Source organism: Caballeronia sp. S22 (genome assembly GCF_964261745.1).
In the GTDB taxonomy this organism is placed as follows: Bacteria; Pseudomonadota; Gammaproteobacteria; order Burkholderiales; family Burkholderiaceae; genus Caballeronia; species Caballeronia jiangsuensis.
Genome location: NZ_OZ180035.1, coordinates 2,964,355 through 2,980,540, shown reverse-complemented (window position 1 = coordinate 2,980,540; position 16,186 = coordinate 2,964,355). Strand labels below are relative to the sequence as shown.

The 16,186-nt window shown below is 61.7% G+C and carries 12 protein-coding genes; all 12 read left to right on the top strand.

Annotation, left to right across the window (positions count from 1 at the left end):
- Positions 1-116 precede the first annotated feature (116 nt).
- The 12 genes from ACEN42_RS13955 to aspS all read left to right on the top strand — a co-directional run bounded on the left by ACEN42_RS13955 (position 117) and on the right by aspS (position 16,087).
- Complete coding sequence (locus tag ACEN42_RS13955) at positions 117-4,211, top strand: FAD/FMN-binding oxidoreductase (protein ID WP_371880236.1); 4,095 nt, start codon at positions 117-119, stop codon at positions 4,209-4,211.
- Positions 4,212-4,247: 36 nt separating this feature from the next.
- Entirely contained in the window at positions 4,248-4,682 is a 435-nt protein-coding gene (locus tag ACEN42_RS13950; RefSeq protein WP_035497633.1) for an HIT family protein, read from the top strand.
- A gap of 9 nt (positions 4,683-4,691) precedes the next feature.
- On the top strand, positions 4,692-5,099 hold the full coding sequence (locus ACEN42_RS13945) for a gamma-butyrobetaine hydroxylase-like domain-containing protein (protein WP_187607464.1): 408 nt from the start codon (positions 4,692-4,694) through the stop codon (positions 5,097-5,099).
- An 84-nt stretch (positions 5,100-5,183) separates the two neighbouring features.
- Complete coding sequence (gene ubiE, locus ACEN42_RS13940) at positions 5,184-5,915, top strand: bifunctional demethylmenaquinone methyltransferase/2-methoxy-6-polyprenyl-1,4-benzoquinol methylase UbiE (protein WP_035497635.1); 732 nt, start codon at positions 5,184-5,186, stop codon at positions 5,913-5,915.
- A 25-nt stretch (positions 5,916-5,940) separates the two neighbouring features.
- A complete protein-coding gene (locus ACEN42_RS13935; RefSeq protein ID WP_187607466.1) occupies positions 5,941-6,954 on the top strand; it encodes a Tim44 domain-containing protein in 1,014 nt (337 codons plus the stop codon).
- Between the two features lie 169 nt (positions 6,955-7,123).
- On the top strand, positions 7,124-7,795 hold the full coding sequence (locus ACEN42_RS13930) for an SCP2 domain-containing protein (RefSeq protein ID WP_371880235.1): 672 nt from the start codon (positions 7,124-7,126) through the stop codon (positions 7,793-7,795).
- 21 nt (positions 7,796-7,816) lie between these two features.
- Positions 7,817-9,388, top strand: coding sequence for a ubiquinone biosynthesis regulatory protein kinase UbiB (gene ubiB, locus ACEN42_RS13925; protein ID WP_187607468.1), 1,572 nt, complete (start codon positions 7,817-7,819; stop codon positions 9,386-9,388).
- 11 nt (positions 9,389-9,399) lie between these two features.
- Positions 9,400-10,017, top strand: coding sequence for a methyltransferase domain-containing protein (locus ACEN42_RS13920; RefSeq protein WP_371880234.1), 618 nt, complete (start codon positions 9,400-9,402; stop codon positions 10,015-10,017).
- Between the two features lie 1,190 nt (positions 10,018-11,207).
- Positions 11,208-12,908, top strand: coding sequence for a group II intron reverse transcriptase/maturase (ltrA, locus tag ACEN42_RS13915; protein ID WP_371880233.1), 1,701 nt, complete (start codon positions 11,208-11,210; stop codon positions 12,906-12,908).
- Between the two features lie 131 nt (positions 12,909-13,039).
- Complete coding sequence (locus tag ACEN42_RS13910; RefSeq protein ID WP_371880232.1) at positions 13,040-13,396, top strand: FmdB family zinc ribbon protein; 357 nt, start codon at positions 13,040-13,042, stop codon at positions 13,394-13,396.
- 132 nt (positions 13,397-13,528) lie between these two features.
- Positions 13,529-14,191 carry a DUF502 domain-containing protein gene (locus tag ACEN42_RS13905; RefSeq protein ID WP_187607471.1) on the top strand — a complete coding sequence of 221 codons (663 nt, stop codon included), beginning with the start codon at positions 13,529-13,531 and terminating at the stop codon, positions 14,189-14,191.
- A gap of 93 nt (positions 14,192-14,284) precedes the next feature.
- Positions 14,285-16,087, top strand: coding sequence for an aspartate--tRNA ligase (gene aspS / locus ACEN42_RS13900; protein ID WP_187607472.1), 1,803 nt, complete (start codon positions 14,285-14,287; stop codon positions 16,085-16,087).
- Positions 16,088-16,186: the final 99 nt, after the last annotated feature.

Here is a 16,186-nt window from a genome sequence, read left to right as displayed (position 1 = left end):
GCGTGACCCGGCGGCCTTCGCCAAGATAAGTTTCATTCGAAAATTTGCGCCCCCACGCGCATCGTCGGCGTTTCCGCTTTTCGAAGCGCGAGCGCCGGCACACCGAACCGTCGAACATGAACGCACCTCAAGCCTTCGATCCGAACGGCGCCCATGCCGCCTTGGCGCTCGATGCCGAGCCCCGTCTGCGCGAAATTCCCTATAACTACACGTCGTTTTCCGATCGTGAAATCGTCATGCGACTCCTGGGCGACGAAGCCTGGGCCGTGCTCGACGAACTGCGCAACGAGCGCCGCACGGGCCGCTCGGCGCGCATGCTGTATGAAGTGCTCGGCGATATCTGGGTCGTGCGCCGCAATCCGTATCTGCAGGACGACCTGCTCGACAACCCGAAGCGCCGCGCGTTGCTCGTCGAGGCGCTGAATCACCGGCTCGCGGAAATCGAAAAACGCCGCAGCGCCGATCTCACCGCCCACAGCGACGAAGCCGGCAGCCGCGAGCGCGCTGGCCGCGTGCAGTTGCTGATTGCCGCCGCGCGCCGCGCCGTCGACGATTTCGCCGCCGAGTTCGGCCGCATGGCCGACTTGCGCCGCCGCGCGTCGCGCGTGCTGGGCAAGGAGACGCAAAAGGACAACATCAAGTTCGACGGCCTGTCGCGCGTCTCGCACGTCACCGACGCGACCGACTGGCGCGTCGAATATCCGTTCGTCGTGCTGACGCCGGACACCGAAGGCGAAATCGCCGGTCTGATCAAGGCGTGCTTCGAACTGGGCCTGACCGTGATTCCGCGCGGCGGCGGCACCGGCTATACCGGCGGCGCGATTCCGCTCACGCCGTTCTCCGCCGTCATCAACACGGAAAAACTCGAGCAGCTCGGTCCCGTCGAAATGACCGATCTGCCGGGCGTCGATCACAAGGTCGCGACGATTTTCTCCGGCGCGGGCGTGGTCACGCGGCGCGTCACGGAAGCGGCGGAGCAGGCGGGCTTCGTGTTCGCCGTCGATCCGACTTCGCTCGATGCATCCTGCGTCGGCGGCAATGTCGCGATGAACGCGGGCGGCAAGAAGGCCGTGCTGTGGGGCACGGCGCTCGACAACCTCGCCTGGTGGCGCATGGTCGATCCGGAAGGCAACTGGCTCGAAGTCACGCGTCTGGATCACAACTGCGGCAAGATTCACGACGTCGAAGTGGCGCGCTTCCGGCTCGACTGGTTCGACGGCAATCGTCCGCCGGGCGAGAAGCTTCTGCGTAGCGAAAACCTCGACATCACCGGCCGAACGTTCCGCAAGGAAGGGCTCGGCAAGGACGTCACCGACAAATTCCTCGCCGGCCTTCCCGGCGTGCAGAAAGAAGGCTGCGACGGGCTGATCACGTCCGCGCGCTGGATTCTGCACAAGATGCCCGCGCACACGCGCACCGTCTGCCTCGAATTCTTCGGCCAGGCGCGCGACGCGATTCCGAGCATCGTCGAGATCAAGGACTATCTGTTCGAAACGTCGAAAGAGGGCGGCGCGATCCTGGCCGGTCTGGAGCACCTCGACGAGCGCTATCTGCGCGCGGTCGGCTATGCGACCAAGAGCAAGCGCAATGCTTTCCCGAAGATGGTGCTGATCGGCGATATCGTCGGCAATGACGCCGATGCCGTCGCCGCCGCGACCTCCGAAGTCGTGCGCATGGCGAACGGCAAGAGCGGCGAAGGCTTCGTCGCGGTGAACGCCGAGGCGCGCAAGCGCTTCTGGCTCGACCGCTCGCGCACGGCGGCGATCGCGAAGCACACGAACGCGTTCAAGATCAACGAAGACGTCGTGATTCCGCTCAACCGCATGGGCGAGTACACGGACGGCATCGAGCGGATCAATATCGAGCTGTCGATCAAGAACAAACTGCAACTCGTCGATGCGCTCGAAGCGTTCTTCCGCACCGGCAAGCTGCCGCTCGGCAAGACCGACGACGCGAACGAAATTCCCAGCGCCGAGCTGCTCGAAGATCGCGTGCAACAGGCGCTCGATCTGTTGAAGCGCGTGCGTGAGCGCTGGACCTTCGTCGGCGAAAAGCTCGACATGCCCTTGCGCGAGGCGCAGCACTATCTCGTCAATCTCGGCTACGCGGCGCTTGCGGAGAAATTCGCGGATCGCGTCGACGTGCAGCCGGACGCGAACATCTTCCACGTTGCGCAGGATCGCACGGTGCGCATCTCGTGGAAGCAGGAGATTCGCGGGGAACTGCGCCAGATCTTCAACGGCGGCGAATTCAAGCCGATCCTCGACGAAGCGCAGGCCATCCACAAGCAGGTGTTGCGCGGCCGTGTGTTCGTCGCGCTGCACATGCACGCGGGCGATGGCAACGTGCACACCAACATCCCCGTCAATTCCGACAACTACGCGATGCTGCAGGACGCGCATCACGCGGTGGCGCGCATCATGAAGCTCGCGCGTTCGCTCGACGGCGTGATCTCGGGCGAGCATGGCATCGGCATCACCAAGCTGGAGTTCCTGACCGAAGAGGAAATCGGCGATTTCCGCGCGTACAAGCAGCGCGTCGATCCGCACGGACGCTTCAACAAGGGCAAGCTGTTCGAAGGCGCCGATCTGCGAAACGCGTATACGCCGAGCTTCGGGCTGATGGGCTACGAATCGCTCATCATGCAGCAGTCGGATATCGGCGCGATCTCCGATTCGATCAAGGACTGTCTGCGCTGCGGCAAGTGCAAGCCGGTCTGCGCGACGCACGTGCCGCGCGCGAACCTGCTGTATAGCCCGCGCAACAAGATTCTCGCGACTTCGCTGCTGGTCGAGGCGTTCCTGTACGAAGAGCAGACGCGACGCGGCGTGTCCATCAAGCATTGGGACGAGTTCAACGACGTCGCCGATCACTGCACGGTCTGCCACAAATGTGTGACGCCGTGCCCCGTGAAGATCGACTTCGGCGATGTCACGATGAACATGCGCAATCTGCTGCGCAAGATGGGCAAGAAGAAGTTCAACGCGGGCAACGCGGCGGGCATGTTCTTCCTCAATGCGACCAATCCGCAGACCATCAATCTCGCCCGAACCGCGATGATGGGTGTCGGCTACAAGGCGCAGCGTTTCGGCAACGACGTGCTGAAGAAATTCGCGAAGAAGCAGACGGCGAAACCGCCGGCGACGGTCGGCAAGCCGCCCGTGGTCACGCAGGTGATCCACTTCATGAACAAGAAGATGCCGGGCAATCTGCCGAAGAAGACGGCGCGCGCGCTGCTGGATATCGAAGACAACAAGATCGTTCCGATCATCCGCAATCCGAAGACGACCACCGTCGATTCGGAAGCTGTGTTCTATTTCCCCGGCTGCGGTTCGGAGCGTCTGTTCTCGCAAGTCGGGCTCGCGACGCAGGCCATGCTGTGGGAAGCGGGCGTGCAGACCGTGCTGCCGCCAGGCTATCTGTGCTGCGGTTATCCGCAGCGCGGCTCTGGGCAATACGACAAGGCCGAGAAGATCGTCACGGACAATCGCGTGCTGTTCCATCGGGTCGCAAACACGCTGAACTATCTCGATATCAAGACCGTGGTCGTGTCGTGCGGAACCTGCTACGACCAGCTCGCGGGCTATGAATTCGAGAAGATCTTCCCGGGCTGCCGGATCATCGACATTCATGAATTCCTGCTCGAGAAGAACATCAAGCTCGACGGTGTGACGGGCACACGCTACATGTACCACGACCCGTGTCACTCGCCGATCAAGACGATGGACCCGGTGAAGCTCGTCAACGATCTGATGGGTTCGCAAAACGACGGCTACAAGATCGAGAAGAATGATCGCTGCTGCGGCGAGTCGGGGACGCTCGCGGTCACGCGGCCCGATATTTCGACGCAGGTGCGTTTCCGCAAGGAAGAAGAGATCCGCAAGGGCGCGGCCAGGCTGCGCGGCATTCCGCTCGTCGCGGAAGCGGGCGCGAACGCCATCAACATGTCGAACGCGGCGGCCGGCGCGGCGGGCGCGCAACCGGGCTCGGTGCTCAAGGCCGGCGACGGTCCGCAGCCGAATGGTCAGGACGTGAAAATTCTCACGAGCTGCCCGTCGTGTCTGCAAGGCCTGTCGCGCTACAACGAGGACGCCAACATCGAGGCGGACTATATCGTCGTGGAAATGGCGCGCAAGGTGCTCGGCGAGAACTGGATGGAACAGTACGTCGAACGCGCGAACAATGGCGGTATCGAGCGCGTGCTGGTGTAATAGCGAAATCGAGGTTTGATTCGCTAGAGGTTTGAGATGGACTGTGTGTTTTGTCGTGAAGACGGCGGCGAGGTACTCTGGTCGGACGACGCGTTGCGCGTCGTCCTTGCCGATGAGCCCGACTGGCCGGGCCTGTGCCGCGTGATCTGGGGCGCGCACGTCGCCGAAATGTCCGATTTATCGGATGGCGACCGCGCGCGCGTGATGACGGCCGTGAACGGCGTCGAACGCGCGATGCGCCGCGTGCTGGTGCCGGAGAAGATCAATCTCGCGAGCCTCGGCAATCAGGTGCCGCATGTCCATTGGCACATCATTCCGCGCTTTTCCAACGACTCCCGCTTCCCTCTGCCGATCTGGGCGCCGCGTCAGCGCACGGTCTCCGAATCGCAGCTATCGAAGCGCCGCGCGCAGGCGACGCTCTTGCGCGAACAGGTGCGCAACGAGCTGAACCAGGCGTTCGGCCATCAATAAGGCAAGACCATGAGCGGACTCACTTCAACGACGCCGATTCCCACCGGCGTCGTCGTGCATTCGAAATCCCGCGTGCTCGAACTGCAATACGGCGACGAGTCGTATCGCGTGCCGTTCGAGCTGTTGCGTGTCTATTCGCCTTCCGCCGAAGTGCAGGGGCACGGACCGGGCCAGGAAACGTTGCAGACCGGCAAGCGCGAGGTGACGATTATCGGCATCGATCCGGTCGGGCATTACGCGCTGCAACTGAATTTTTCGGACGGTCACAATACGGGCATCTATTCTTGGGACATCCTGCACGACCTGGCGACGCGGCAGGAAGACTTGTGGCGCGAGTATCTGGGGAAACTGGAAGCCGCGGGCGTGGACCGCGACACGCCGATGGCCGCCAAGCCGTCCGGCGGCCATTGCCACTGAGTATCAACGCCGCGGCATAACGCCGCACGGCCGGCGCGACGATTGCGCATACATAGAACGAACAACAGGCGAGGAAAGAGCGCGATGAGCAAGACCCACTTCGGATACGAAACGGTCGACGAGCAGGACAAGGCGAAGAAAGTGGCGGGCGTGTTTCACTCCGTCGCGGGAAACTACGACTTGATGAACGACCTGATGTCCGGCGGACTGCATCGGATCTGGAAGCATTTCACGATCGGGCAGGCCAAGGTGCGGCCGGGCTACAAGGTGCTGGATATCGCGGGCGGCACGGGCGATCTGGCGATGGCCTTCGCCAAACAGGCAGGCGAAACGGGCGAAGTCTGGCACACGGACATCAACGAATCGATGCTGCGCGTGGGCCGCGACCGGCTGATCGACAAAGGCGTGCTGACGCCCGCGCTGCTGTGCGACGCCGAGAAGATTCCCTTCCCGGACAATTATTTCAATGTCGTTACGGTTGCTTTCGGACTTCGTAATATGACGCACAAGGATCGTGCGTTGGCGGAAATGACGCGTGTCCTCAAGCCGGGCGGAAGATTGCTGGTTCTGGAATTCTCGAAAGTGTGGGAACCGCTCAAAAAGCCGTACGATATCTACAGTTTCAAGATCTTGCCGTGGCTTGGCGAAAAAGTGGCCAAAGATGCGGACAGCTACCGGTACCTGGCGGAGTCTATTCGCATGCACCCGGACCAGGAAACTTTGAAAACAATGATGGAACAAGCGGGCCTGGATCGAGTCGAATATTACAATTTGTCAGGTGGCGTGGTAGCGTTACACGTCGGGACAAAATTTTGATGTTCCACTCTCAAAAGGATTCGATATGTTCGACTCGCGCAAACCCCAATCCCGGGGTTTCCTGAACCTCTTCTTCAGGAAGGCCGGAATCTTGGCGCTGGCTGGCGTTATTGCGGCCGGCGCAATCTTCGCGGAAACGGCGGAAGCCAAGCGCATGGGCGCTGGCCGCAGCATGGGCCGGCAGTCGGCCACGGCGACGCAGCAGCATCAGGCGACGCCGCCGTCGCAATCCATGCAGCAGGGGCAGGCCGGTCAGGCGGCGCAGGCTCAGCGCGCGCAACCCGCACCGGCTGCGCCAGCAGCGGCGCAACCCGCGCGTAATCGCTGGCTGGGGCCGATCGCCGGTCTCGCGGCGGGTCTGGGCATCGCGGCGCTGCTGTCGCACTTCGGGCTGGGCGAAGCCTTCGCCGGCGCGATGGCCAACATGATCATGATCGCCTTGATCGTGCTGGCGGCCGTCATGCTGTTCCGCTTCATCATGCGCAAGCGTCAGGGCAATAACACGCCTGCATACGCCGGCGCCGGTTCGGCCTCGGGTTCGCCGTACGGCGCGACCACGCGCACGAGCCTGAATCAGGATCCGCCGCAAGTGCCGCAGCAGCCGACCGGCTTCGGTGCGAATTACATCGAATCTCCGGTGCAGCAGCAGGCCGTGAATCCGAATGTGCCGGCCGGCTTCGACACAGACGCATTCGTGCGTAACGCGAAGGTTTACTTCGTGCGGCTGCAGGACGCGTGGGATCGCGGGAACGTCAACGACATCCGCGAATTCACGACGCCCGAAATGTTCGCCGAAGTGAAGCTCGACGTCGACGCCCGCGGCAGCGCGCCGAATCGTACGGATGTGGTGCAACTCAACGCCGATCTGCTCGGCGTCGAGGATCGCGCGAACGAGTATCTCGCGAGCGTGCGCTTCCACGGGCTCATCCGCGAGTCGGAAGGTGCGGCGGCCGAGCCGTTCGTCGAGGTATGGAACCTGTCCAAGCAGAAGTCCGGCAACGAAGGCTGGCTGCTGGCAGGGATTCAGCAGGTCAGCTGAGCCTGACCGCGCCCCTGGCCGAATGGCCGGGTGTCGGCAACCGTCAGTGTGTTTGCCGGTTGCGGCGGTAGAATAGAAACCCGCGCGAGAAGCGTCTCGCGCGGGTTTTTTCATCTCACAGCCGATGACGAACGCAGACGAATCCGCCCGTCCCGCAGCAAATCCCGCCTTGAAGACCGTATCCAGTGGATTCGCGGCCGCCGTGAATCATCTGCTCGTGCGCGAGCCATGGGCGCTCGAGCGCCTGAAGCCGTATGCAGGCAAGCGAGTGAAATTGTCGTGCACGCCGGTTTCGATCGCGCTCGTGGTGCAACCCGACGGTCTCTTCGCGGCAACCACCGACGCCGAGGCGGGCGCATTCGATGTAACGATCGCCGTGCCGCTCGATGCGCTGCCTGTGTTTCTGCAGGGCGGGCAGGCGGCGGTGATGAAGCATGTCCGGATCGAAGGCGACGCCGAATTCGCAACGACTCTCGCAAAGCTCGCGGAGCATCTGCGCTGGGATCCCGAAGAAGATCTGGCGCGCGTGATCGGCGATGCACCCGCGCATCGCGTGGGACTCGTCGCGCGGGCGGTGCAGGAGCAGGCGCAGCGCACCGGGCGGAATCTGCTGGACACTTTCACCGAATATTTCCTCGACGAGCGCCCGCAACTCGTGCGCAAGAGCGCGCTCGACGCGTTCAACGCCGAGCTTTCGAGAACGCGCGATGCGCTTGCGCGCGTCGAAAAGCGCATCGAGAGGATCGAACAACAAACCGGACAACCATCCGGACAACCACGGCCGGCGAGCGGCGCCTCAGCGCGATCCGGCGGCGAGTCAGTGCGCGACTCGCACGAATAACGAGCTGAAGCGATTCGAACCATGCGTTTTCTGCGTTTTCTCAAGATTTTTTTTACGATCGTCCGCTTCGGGCTCGATGAGCTGGTGATGAGCGGCATCGACGATCGTCGCGTGCGCCTTCTCATGCGCATCACGACCTTCGGCCGCAGGTTCGACATCGAACGCGGAATCCGTCTGCGGCTCGCGCTGGAAAGCCTCGGACCCATCTTCGTAAAGTTCGGCCAGGTGCTGTCGACGCGGCGCGATCTTTTGCCCGTCGATGTCGCCGATGAACTCGCCAAGCTTCAGGATCAGGTTCCGCCGTTCGATTCGGCGGTGGCGGTGTCCATCATCGAAAAGTCGCTTGGTGCGCCGATCGACGAACTGTTCGACGATTTCGAGCGCGTGCCGGTGGCGAGCGCGTCGATCGCGCAGGTGCATTTCGCGAAGATCAGGAACGGCGAGCATGCGGGCAAGGCCGTCGCGGTGAAAGTGCTGCGTCCGGGCATGCTTCCCGTGATCGACTCCGATCTCGCGCTGCTGCGCGATATCGCGACGTGGGCCGAGCGTCTGTGGGCGGACGGCCGGCGCCTGAAGCCACGCGAAGTCGTGGCGGAATTCGACAAATATCTGCACGACGAGCTCGACCTGATGCGCGAGGCCGCCAATGGCAGCCAGTTGCGCCGGAATTTCCAGGGCCTCGATCTGCTGCTCGTGCCGGAGATGTACTGGGATTTGTCGGCGCCGACGGTGCTCGTCATGGAGCGCATGGTCGGCGTGCCGATCAGCCAGGTGGAGACCTTGCGCGCGGCCGGCGTGGATATTCCGAAGCTCGCGCGCGAAGGCGTCGAGATTTTCTTCACGCAGGTGTTCCGCGACGGCTTCTTTCACGCCGACATGCACCCCGGCAACATTCAGGTGAGCCTCGATCCGGCGACCTTCGGGCGTTATATCGCGCTGGACTTCGGTATCGTCGGGGCGCTGTCGGACTTCGACAAGAATTATCTAGCCCAGAACTTTCTCGCGTTCTTCAAGCGCGACTATCACCGTGTCGCGACGCTGCACCTCGAATCCGGCTGGGTGCCGCCGAGTACGCGCGTCGAGGAACTGGAGAGCGCGATTCGCGCGGTTTGCGAGCCGTATTTCGATCGCGCGCTGAAGGACATCTCGCTCGGGCAGGTGCTGATGCGCCTGTTCTCGACGTCGCGCCGCTTCAACGTCGAGATCCAGCCGCAACTCGTGCTGTTGCAAAAGACGATGCTCAACGTCGAAGGGCTCGGGCGTTCCCTCGATCCCGAGCTCGATTTGTGGAAAACGGCCAAACCGTATCTCGAACGCTGGATGAACGAGCAGATCGGCTGGCGCGGCTGGTACGAGCGCCTGCAGATGGAAGCGCCGCAGTGGAGCAAGACCATTCCGCAATTGCCGCGGCTGATTCACCATATCCTGGCGGAGCAACACGATTCGCCGAAGAGCGGCAGCGACGAACTCATGCGGATGCTTCTCGCCGAGCAGAAACGCACGAACCGCCTGCTCGTGACGCTGCTCGTCGCCGGTCTGGTCGCGATGGCGGGCGCGGGTGTCGTCGTCGCGCAGTTCTTTCTTCATCCCTGAAGGCCGACATCATGAGCGATCCGACGAATCCCGATGTTCCCGACTTCGAAAACCGCGATCCGAATTCGCCGGGGTTCTGGGACGAACGCTTCGACCAGCAGTTCACGCCGTGGGATCAGGCTGGCGTGCCGGAGGCGTTCAAGACGTTCGTCGCGTCGCGCAATGCGCAGAATGTGCTGATTCCCGGCTGCGGCAGCGCGTACGAAGCGCTCTATCTGGCCGAGCGCGGCTGGCCGGTGCGCGCGATCGATTTCTCCGCGGGCGCCGTCGAGGCGGCGCGCGCGCAACTCGGCGCGTATGCGGGCGTCGTCGAAGAGGCGGATTTTTTTGCCTACGAGCCGCCTTTCCCGCCCGATTGGGTCTACGAGCGGGCGTTTCTGTGCGCGCTGCCGAAAGTCCGCTGGCAGGATTACACCACCCGGATGGCAGCCTTGCTGAAACCGGGCGCGCTGCTCGCCGGTTTCTTTTTCATCGGATCGACACTGAAAGGGCCGCCGTTCGGCATCGAGCGTGGCGAACTGGACGCGCTCTTGACGCCGCACTTCGAATTGATCGAAGAGCGCGAGGTGAGCGGCTCGATCCCCGTATTCGCCGGCCGTGAACGTTGGATGACCTGGCGACGTATCTGAACCGGCCATCTTGAAATCCTTCGACGGCGCCCCGATATATCGGGCTCAAGCTTGCGCGCGTCGTCCCGAGATTGGCGGGTCGAGTTTGCGGCTATAATTCAAGGCTTTGGTGCGACACGCACACTCGTGTCCGGCGGCCCCACGACAAGGGGCATCGACCGTCGGAAATCAGTTGGGGTCGCGGTCCTGACTGCTCTGCTGACCATAGTGCTGGCACTTTGAGGCCGGCAATTTGTAGTGAAGCGATACCTGGAAGGGTAGTGCCGGGTATCGCCATAGGCGATTTCCTGGTATTGCATCCGCCGGAATCGCATTGCATTAACTCGGTCACCACCGAGTTCCGCCCTGTCAGCGGCTTCAACTCCGCTGACACGCGGATTGTTGTTTGCAAGTCCTACGCCACAAGCTAAGGGATTCGCTAGCGGTACGAGTGGACAACTCGATGCGTCATTGTTCAACCCAACCTCGCATTTGTTGGGTAGTGAACCTGTTGTACGACCAGCAGTAGCCTAGGAGGACATGCGTCACTGGTAACGGTGGGGTGTGAAGCTTCTCTGACAATAGGTCCTGGCTTGCCAGTATGTGTGGATCGTGAGGTCTGCACATAGATACTCCCAGCAGCGCGGGGGTTGAGTCCTTAGGCTGGCTGATATGGCTAACGCAAGTGAACTACTGATAAACCTCGTAAGAATTGTGGTGCCTAAGCTGCTGTGTGGCACCGACCAAAATGGTACGCGGTTGGCTGATCCGCTCGAAGCTCGGATCACGTCGTCATCACACCGCCGGGGGAGAGGTAGAGCCTAAGTCAGTCGTGTGATGCATCGGGAACGTGGTAAGCCCGTATTGTTGCCGGGGAGGTTGCTCGGCAGGCGAACCGTGAGGAACGCTGTGGATGGTGCGGGTATGGGAGGACGGAGAAAGCGAAAGTCGGGCTGTAATGGTTCGGATAGGAGTTGCAACATCACTCCACGCGAAAGCGGGCAGACTTCCGTCTGGTCTACCGTCGCAAGACGGCTGGCTAACCCTCTGGTACTTGGTTAGATGCGGGTGCACGCACCCGTGTTGCAGTGTTTGTTCGAGACATGGGTGCATGTACCTATGTCGAGTTCTGTTGTTCCCCAGCGGGTGTATCTGCCCCGCTGGGGGAGATGCGCCTTCTGCCGGGGTCTAACCTAAGGTAGGAGAGCAGCATGAGAGTATCGAGTCGAAAGACTGGGTCTGCGCTTTCCCATGTCCCTGACAAGTGGCACGCCGTAAATTGGCGGCTGGTTGAACGGAATGTGAGAGGGATGCAGATACGAATTGCGAAGGCGACGCGAGAAGGCGACTGGCGCCGGGTGAAAGCCCTGCAACGGATGCTAACTCGCACGTTGTCCGCGAAGCTGTACGCGGTACGACGTGTTACGCAAAACCAAGGTGCGCGTACGGCTGGAGTCGATCGCGAACTGTGGGACTCGCCTGAGAGCCGATGGGAAGCTGTCGGCAGATTGAAGCGGCGCGGATATAGGGCTTTGCCATTACGGAGAGTCTTTATCCCCAAAGCCAATGGGAAGGAACGCCCTCTGGGTATCCCGACCATGCGGGACAGGGCGATGCAAGCCCTGTATCTGCTGGCATTGGAGCCGGTAGCAGAGTCTACGAGCGACCCGAACTCCTATGGATTTCGGATCAGCCGCTCGACAGCTGATGCTATGGGCCAATTGCGCGGTTGTCTGTCCCGCCGGGATTCGTCCCAATGGGTCCTAGACGCTGACATTGAAGGCTTCTTCGATCACATCAACCATGACTGGCTGATCGCAAATGTCCCCATGGACAAGAGCATCCTGCGGAAATGGTTAAAGGCTGGCTTGATTTACAAGGGTCAGTTTCAGGCGACGCGGGCCGGAACGCCCCAGGGAGGGGTGATCTCTCCCACGCTGGCGAATATGACGCTGAACGGGTTAGAACGGGACCTAATCGCGCACCTCAGTGCGAAATTGGGAATCGGGAAGGCCAAGAAGCTGAAGGTCAATGTTGTGCGATATGCAGACGACTTCGTTGTCAGCGGAGCTTCTCGCGAAGCTCTCGAACTCGAAGTCCGCCCCTGGGTCGAAGCATTCCTAGCCACACGAGGGTTGCGACTGTCCGAGGCGAAGACGCGGATCGTTCACATTGAAGACGGCTTTGATTTCCTTGGGTGGAATTTTCGGAAGTACAACGGAAAATTCCTTCCGACCCCAAGCAAGAAGAACGTGCAAGCGTTCTATCGCAAGGTGGCGGATACGATCAGTGGCAACAAAACAGTTAAGCAGGCGGAGCTTATTGACCTGCTGAACCCTATGTTGCGTGGTTGGGCGCAGTATCACCACCACGTCTCTGCCAAGCGGGCGTTCAGCCGCACGGAGTTTCTAATTTTCAAGCAACTCTGGCGGTGGTCCAAACGACGTCATCCACGAAAGACGGTCGAGTGGGTGAAGAGGAAGTACTTTCACACTATCGATAGTCGGCATTGGGTGTTTGGCGTCCCACGGATCGCAAAGGACGGTAGTAGGGTGATAGAGGAGCTGTACTCGCTTAGTGGTACGGCTATCCGCTATCCGACGAAGATTCAAGGGGAGTTCAATCCCTTTGACCCTGCGTGGGAACAGTACGGTGAGCAATTGCGACAGACGCGCATGCAGTACTCCAAGCGCCATCTCAAGCAATGGGTCATTTTGTATATGTCGCAGGACGGGCGGTGTGCGCTCTGCGACGGGGTTCTGACCGACGAGACCGGTTCGCACAACCATCATCTGGTGTATCGGATGCACGGTGGGACCGACGCGCTGTCGAACCGGGTACTGCTTCACCCTCACTGCCACCAGCAGGTGCATGCCTGTGGTTTGACTGTGACTAAACCGGCTCTGCGGTAGCAGAGTTTTGCTCATGTAGGCTTGAGCTGTATGCGGGGAAACTCGCACGTACAGTTCTTAGGGGGCCCTTTCTCCGCAAGGGGAGGGGGCTACCCTACCAAGCGTCGACAGATCATTGTAGGAAGAGTGCCATGCCGATTTACGCGTACCGCTGCGCACACTGCGGCCACGAAAAAGACGTGCTTCAGAAACTGAGCGATGCGCCGCTCACGCAATGTCCCGCCTGCGGAAAGGACGCTTTCTCGAAGCAGGTGACCGCCGCCGGATTCCAGTTGAAAGGCTCCGGCTGGTATGTCACCGATTTCCGAAGCGGCAACAACGGCGCGAAGAGCAACGCGGCGAACGCGCCGGCGGCGAAATCGGATGACGCTTCTTCGTCCGGCTCCGGCAGCTCGAATTCGGGCGACGCAACGCCGGCCAGTACTACGTCATCGTCGGATGCCGCCAAGCCTGCTGCGGGCGCGTCCGCATCGTCGGACGCAGCCTGAAACGCCGGGTCGGCACGTCCGCCTGGCGATATGTCGCGTAGATGACCTCGCCGACCGCGCAATTGGGCGCGGCTCGCCTGCCAAGCCGGATCTTCGACACAGTCGAGCCGGCGCAGCCTCCGCCCCGTGTAAATGACGACAAAAAAGACTACGCTGAAATCCGTGTTCCTCACCGGCCTGCTCGTGCTGGTGCCGCTCGCGATCACCTTGTGGGTGCTGGGCCTCGTCATCGGGACGATGGACCAGACGCTTCAGCTCCTGCCGGAATCGTGGCAGCCCGAGCGCGTCGTGGGCTTCCATCTGCCGGGCGTCGGCGCCGTGCTGACGATCGCATTCATTTTCATCGTCGGACTGCTGACGCAGAACTTCGTCGGCCAGAAGCTCGTGAAATGGTGGGACGCCATCCTGAGGCACATTCCGGTGGTCGGGCCGCTGTACACGAGCGTCAAGCAGGTGTCCGACACGTTGCTCTCTTCGAGCGGTAACGCGTTCCGCAAAGCGCTCCTGATCGAATATCCGCGCAAGGGCTCGTATACCATTGGCTTTCTGACAGGCATTCCGGGTGGCGACGTGCTGAACCACCTCGACGAAGAGCACGTGAGCGTCTACGTGCCGACGACGCCGAACCCGACATCCGGCTTTTTCCTGATGATGCCGAAAAGCGAAGTCGTCGAACTGGACATGACCGTCGACGCCGCACTGAAGTACATCGTCTCGATGGGCGTGGTGGCTCCCGCCCCGAGCGCGCCGGCGCCGGTCGCGCCCGCCCGCCGCCCCACCGAGCCGCCGATGTAATGCCGGCGCGCGCGAGCCAGGAGTCCGCCGAACGAAAGAGCGAGGCCCGAACGCGCGAGCCGTTGATCAACGAACAACGAAAGACACAACATCATGTCGATGCGATCTGAATACTGCGGTCTGGTGACCGAGGCCCGCCTGGGCCAAACCGTTTCGCTGTGCGGCTGGGTGCATCGCCGCCGCGACCACGGTGGCGTTATCTTCATCGACTTGCGCGATCGCGAAGGGCTCGTTCAGGTCGTCTGCGATCCGGACCGCGCCGAGATGTTCAAGGTGGCCGAAGGCGTGCGCAACGAGTTTTGCGTGCAGGTGAAAGGCGTCGTGCGCGACCGTCCTGAAGGCACGGTCAACGCGAACCTCACGAGCGGCAAGATCGAAGTGCTGTGCCACGAGCTGACCGTGCTGAACGCATCGGTCACGCCGCCGTTCCAGCTCGACGACGACAACCTGTCGGAGACCACGCGACTCACGCATCGCGTGCTCGACCTGCGCCGTCCGCAAATGCAGAAGAACCTGCGCCTGCGCTATCGCGTCGCGATGGAAGTGCGCAAGTATCTCGACGCGCAAGGCTTCATCGACATCGAAACGCCGATGCTGACCAAGAGCACGCCGGAAGGCGCGCGCGATTACCTCGTGCCGTCGCGCGTGAACGCGGGTCAGTTCTTCGCGCTGCCGCAGTCGCCGCAGTTGTTCAAGCAGTTGCTGATGGTCGCGAACTTCGACCGTTACTACCAGATCACCAAGTGCTTCCGCGACGAAGACCTGCGCGCCGACCGTCAGCCGGAATTCACGCAGATCGACTGCGAAACCTCGTTCCTGACCGAGCAGGAAATCCGCGATCTGTTCGAAGAAATGATCCGCCACGTCTTCAAGGAGACGATGGATGTCACGCTGCCCGCGAAATTCCCGGTCATGCTGTATTCGGAAGCGATGCGCCGCTTTGGTTCGGACAAGCCCGATCTGCGCGTGAAGCTCGAATTCGCCGATCTCACGGATGCCGTGAAGGACGTCGACTTCAAGGTGTTCAGCATGCCGGCCAACTCGAAGGACGGCCGTGTCGCTGCCCTGCGCGTGCCGAAGGGCGGCGAACTGTCGCGCGGCGACATCGACGGTTACACGGAATTCGTGCGCATCTACGGCGCGAAGGGCCTCGCGTGGATCAAGGTCAACGACAAGTCCCGTGGCCGCGACGGCCTGCAAAGCCCGATCGTCAAGAACCTGCATGACGCGGCGCTCGCGGCGATCATGGAGCGCACGGCGGCGCAAGACGGCGACATCATCTTCTTCGCGGCGGATCGCGCGAAGGTCGTGAACGACAGCCTCGGCGCGCTGCGTCTGAAGATCGGCCATTCGGAATTCGGCAAGACGACCGGCCTGCTCGAAACCGGCTGGAAGCCGCTGTGGGTCATCGACTTCCCGATGTTCGAGTTCGACGAGGAAGAGAACCGCCACGTGGCCGCGCATCATCCGTTCACGAGCCCGAAGGACGAGCACCTCGAGTATCTAGAAACCGATCCGGGCCGCTGCCTCGCGAAGGCATACGACATGGTGCTGAACGGCTGGGAAATCGGCGGCGGCTCGGTGCGTATCTTCCAGGAAGACGTGCAGAGCAAGGTGTTCCGCGCGCTGAAGATCGGCGCGGAAGAAGCGCGCCTGAAGTTCGGCTTCCTGCTCGACGCGCTCCAGTACGGCGCGCCGCCGCACGGCGGTATCGCGTTCGGTCTGGACCGCATCGTCACGCTGATGTCCGGCGCCGATTCGATCCGCGACACGATCGCGTTCCCGAAGACGCAGCGCGCGCAGGATCTGCTCACGCAGGCGCCGAGCGAAGTGGACGAGCGCCAGTTGCGCGAGTTGCACATCCGTCTGCGTCAGCCGGAGCAGAAGGCGCACTAAGCAGCTTTCGTTGTCGATGTGATGAAAAAGGCGCCGAGTGCGCCTTTTTCGTTTTTTGCGTTACAGTCTTTGGGCACAGACAAACAATGAAACGCGCGT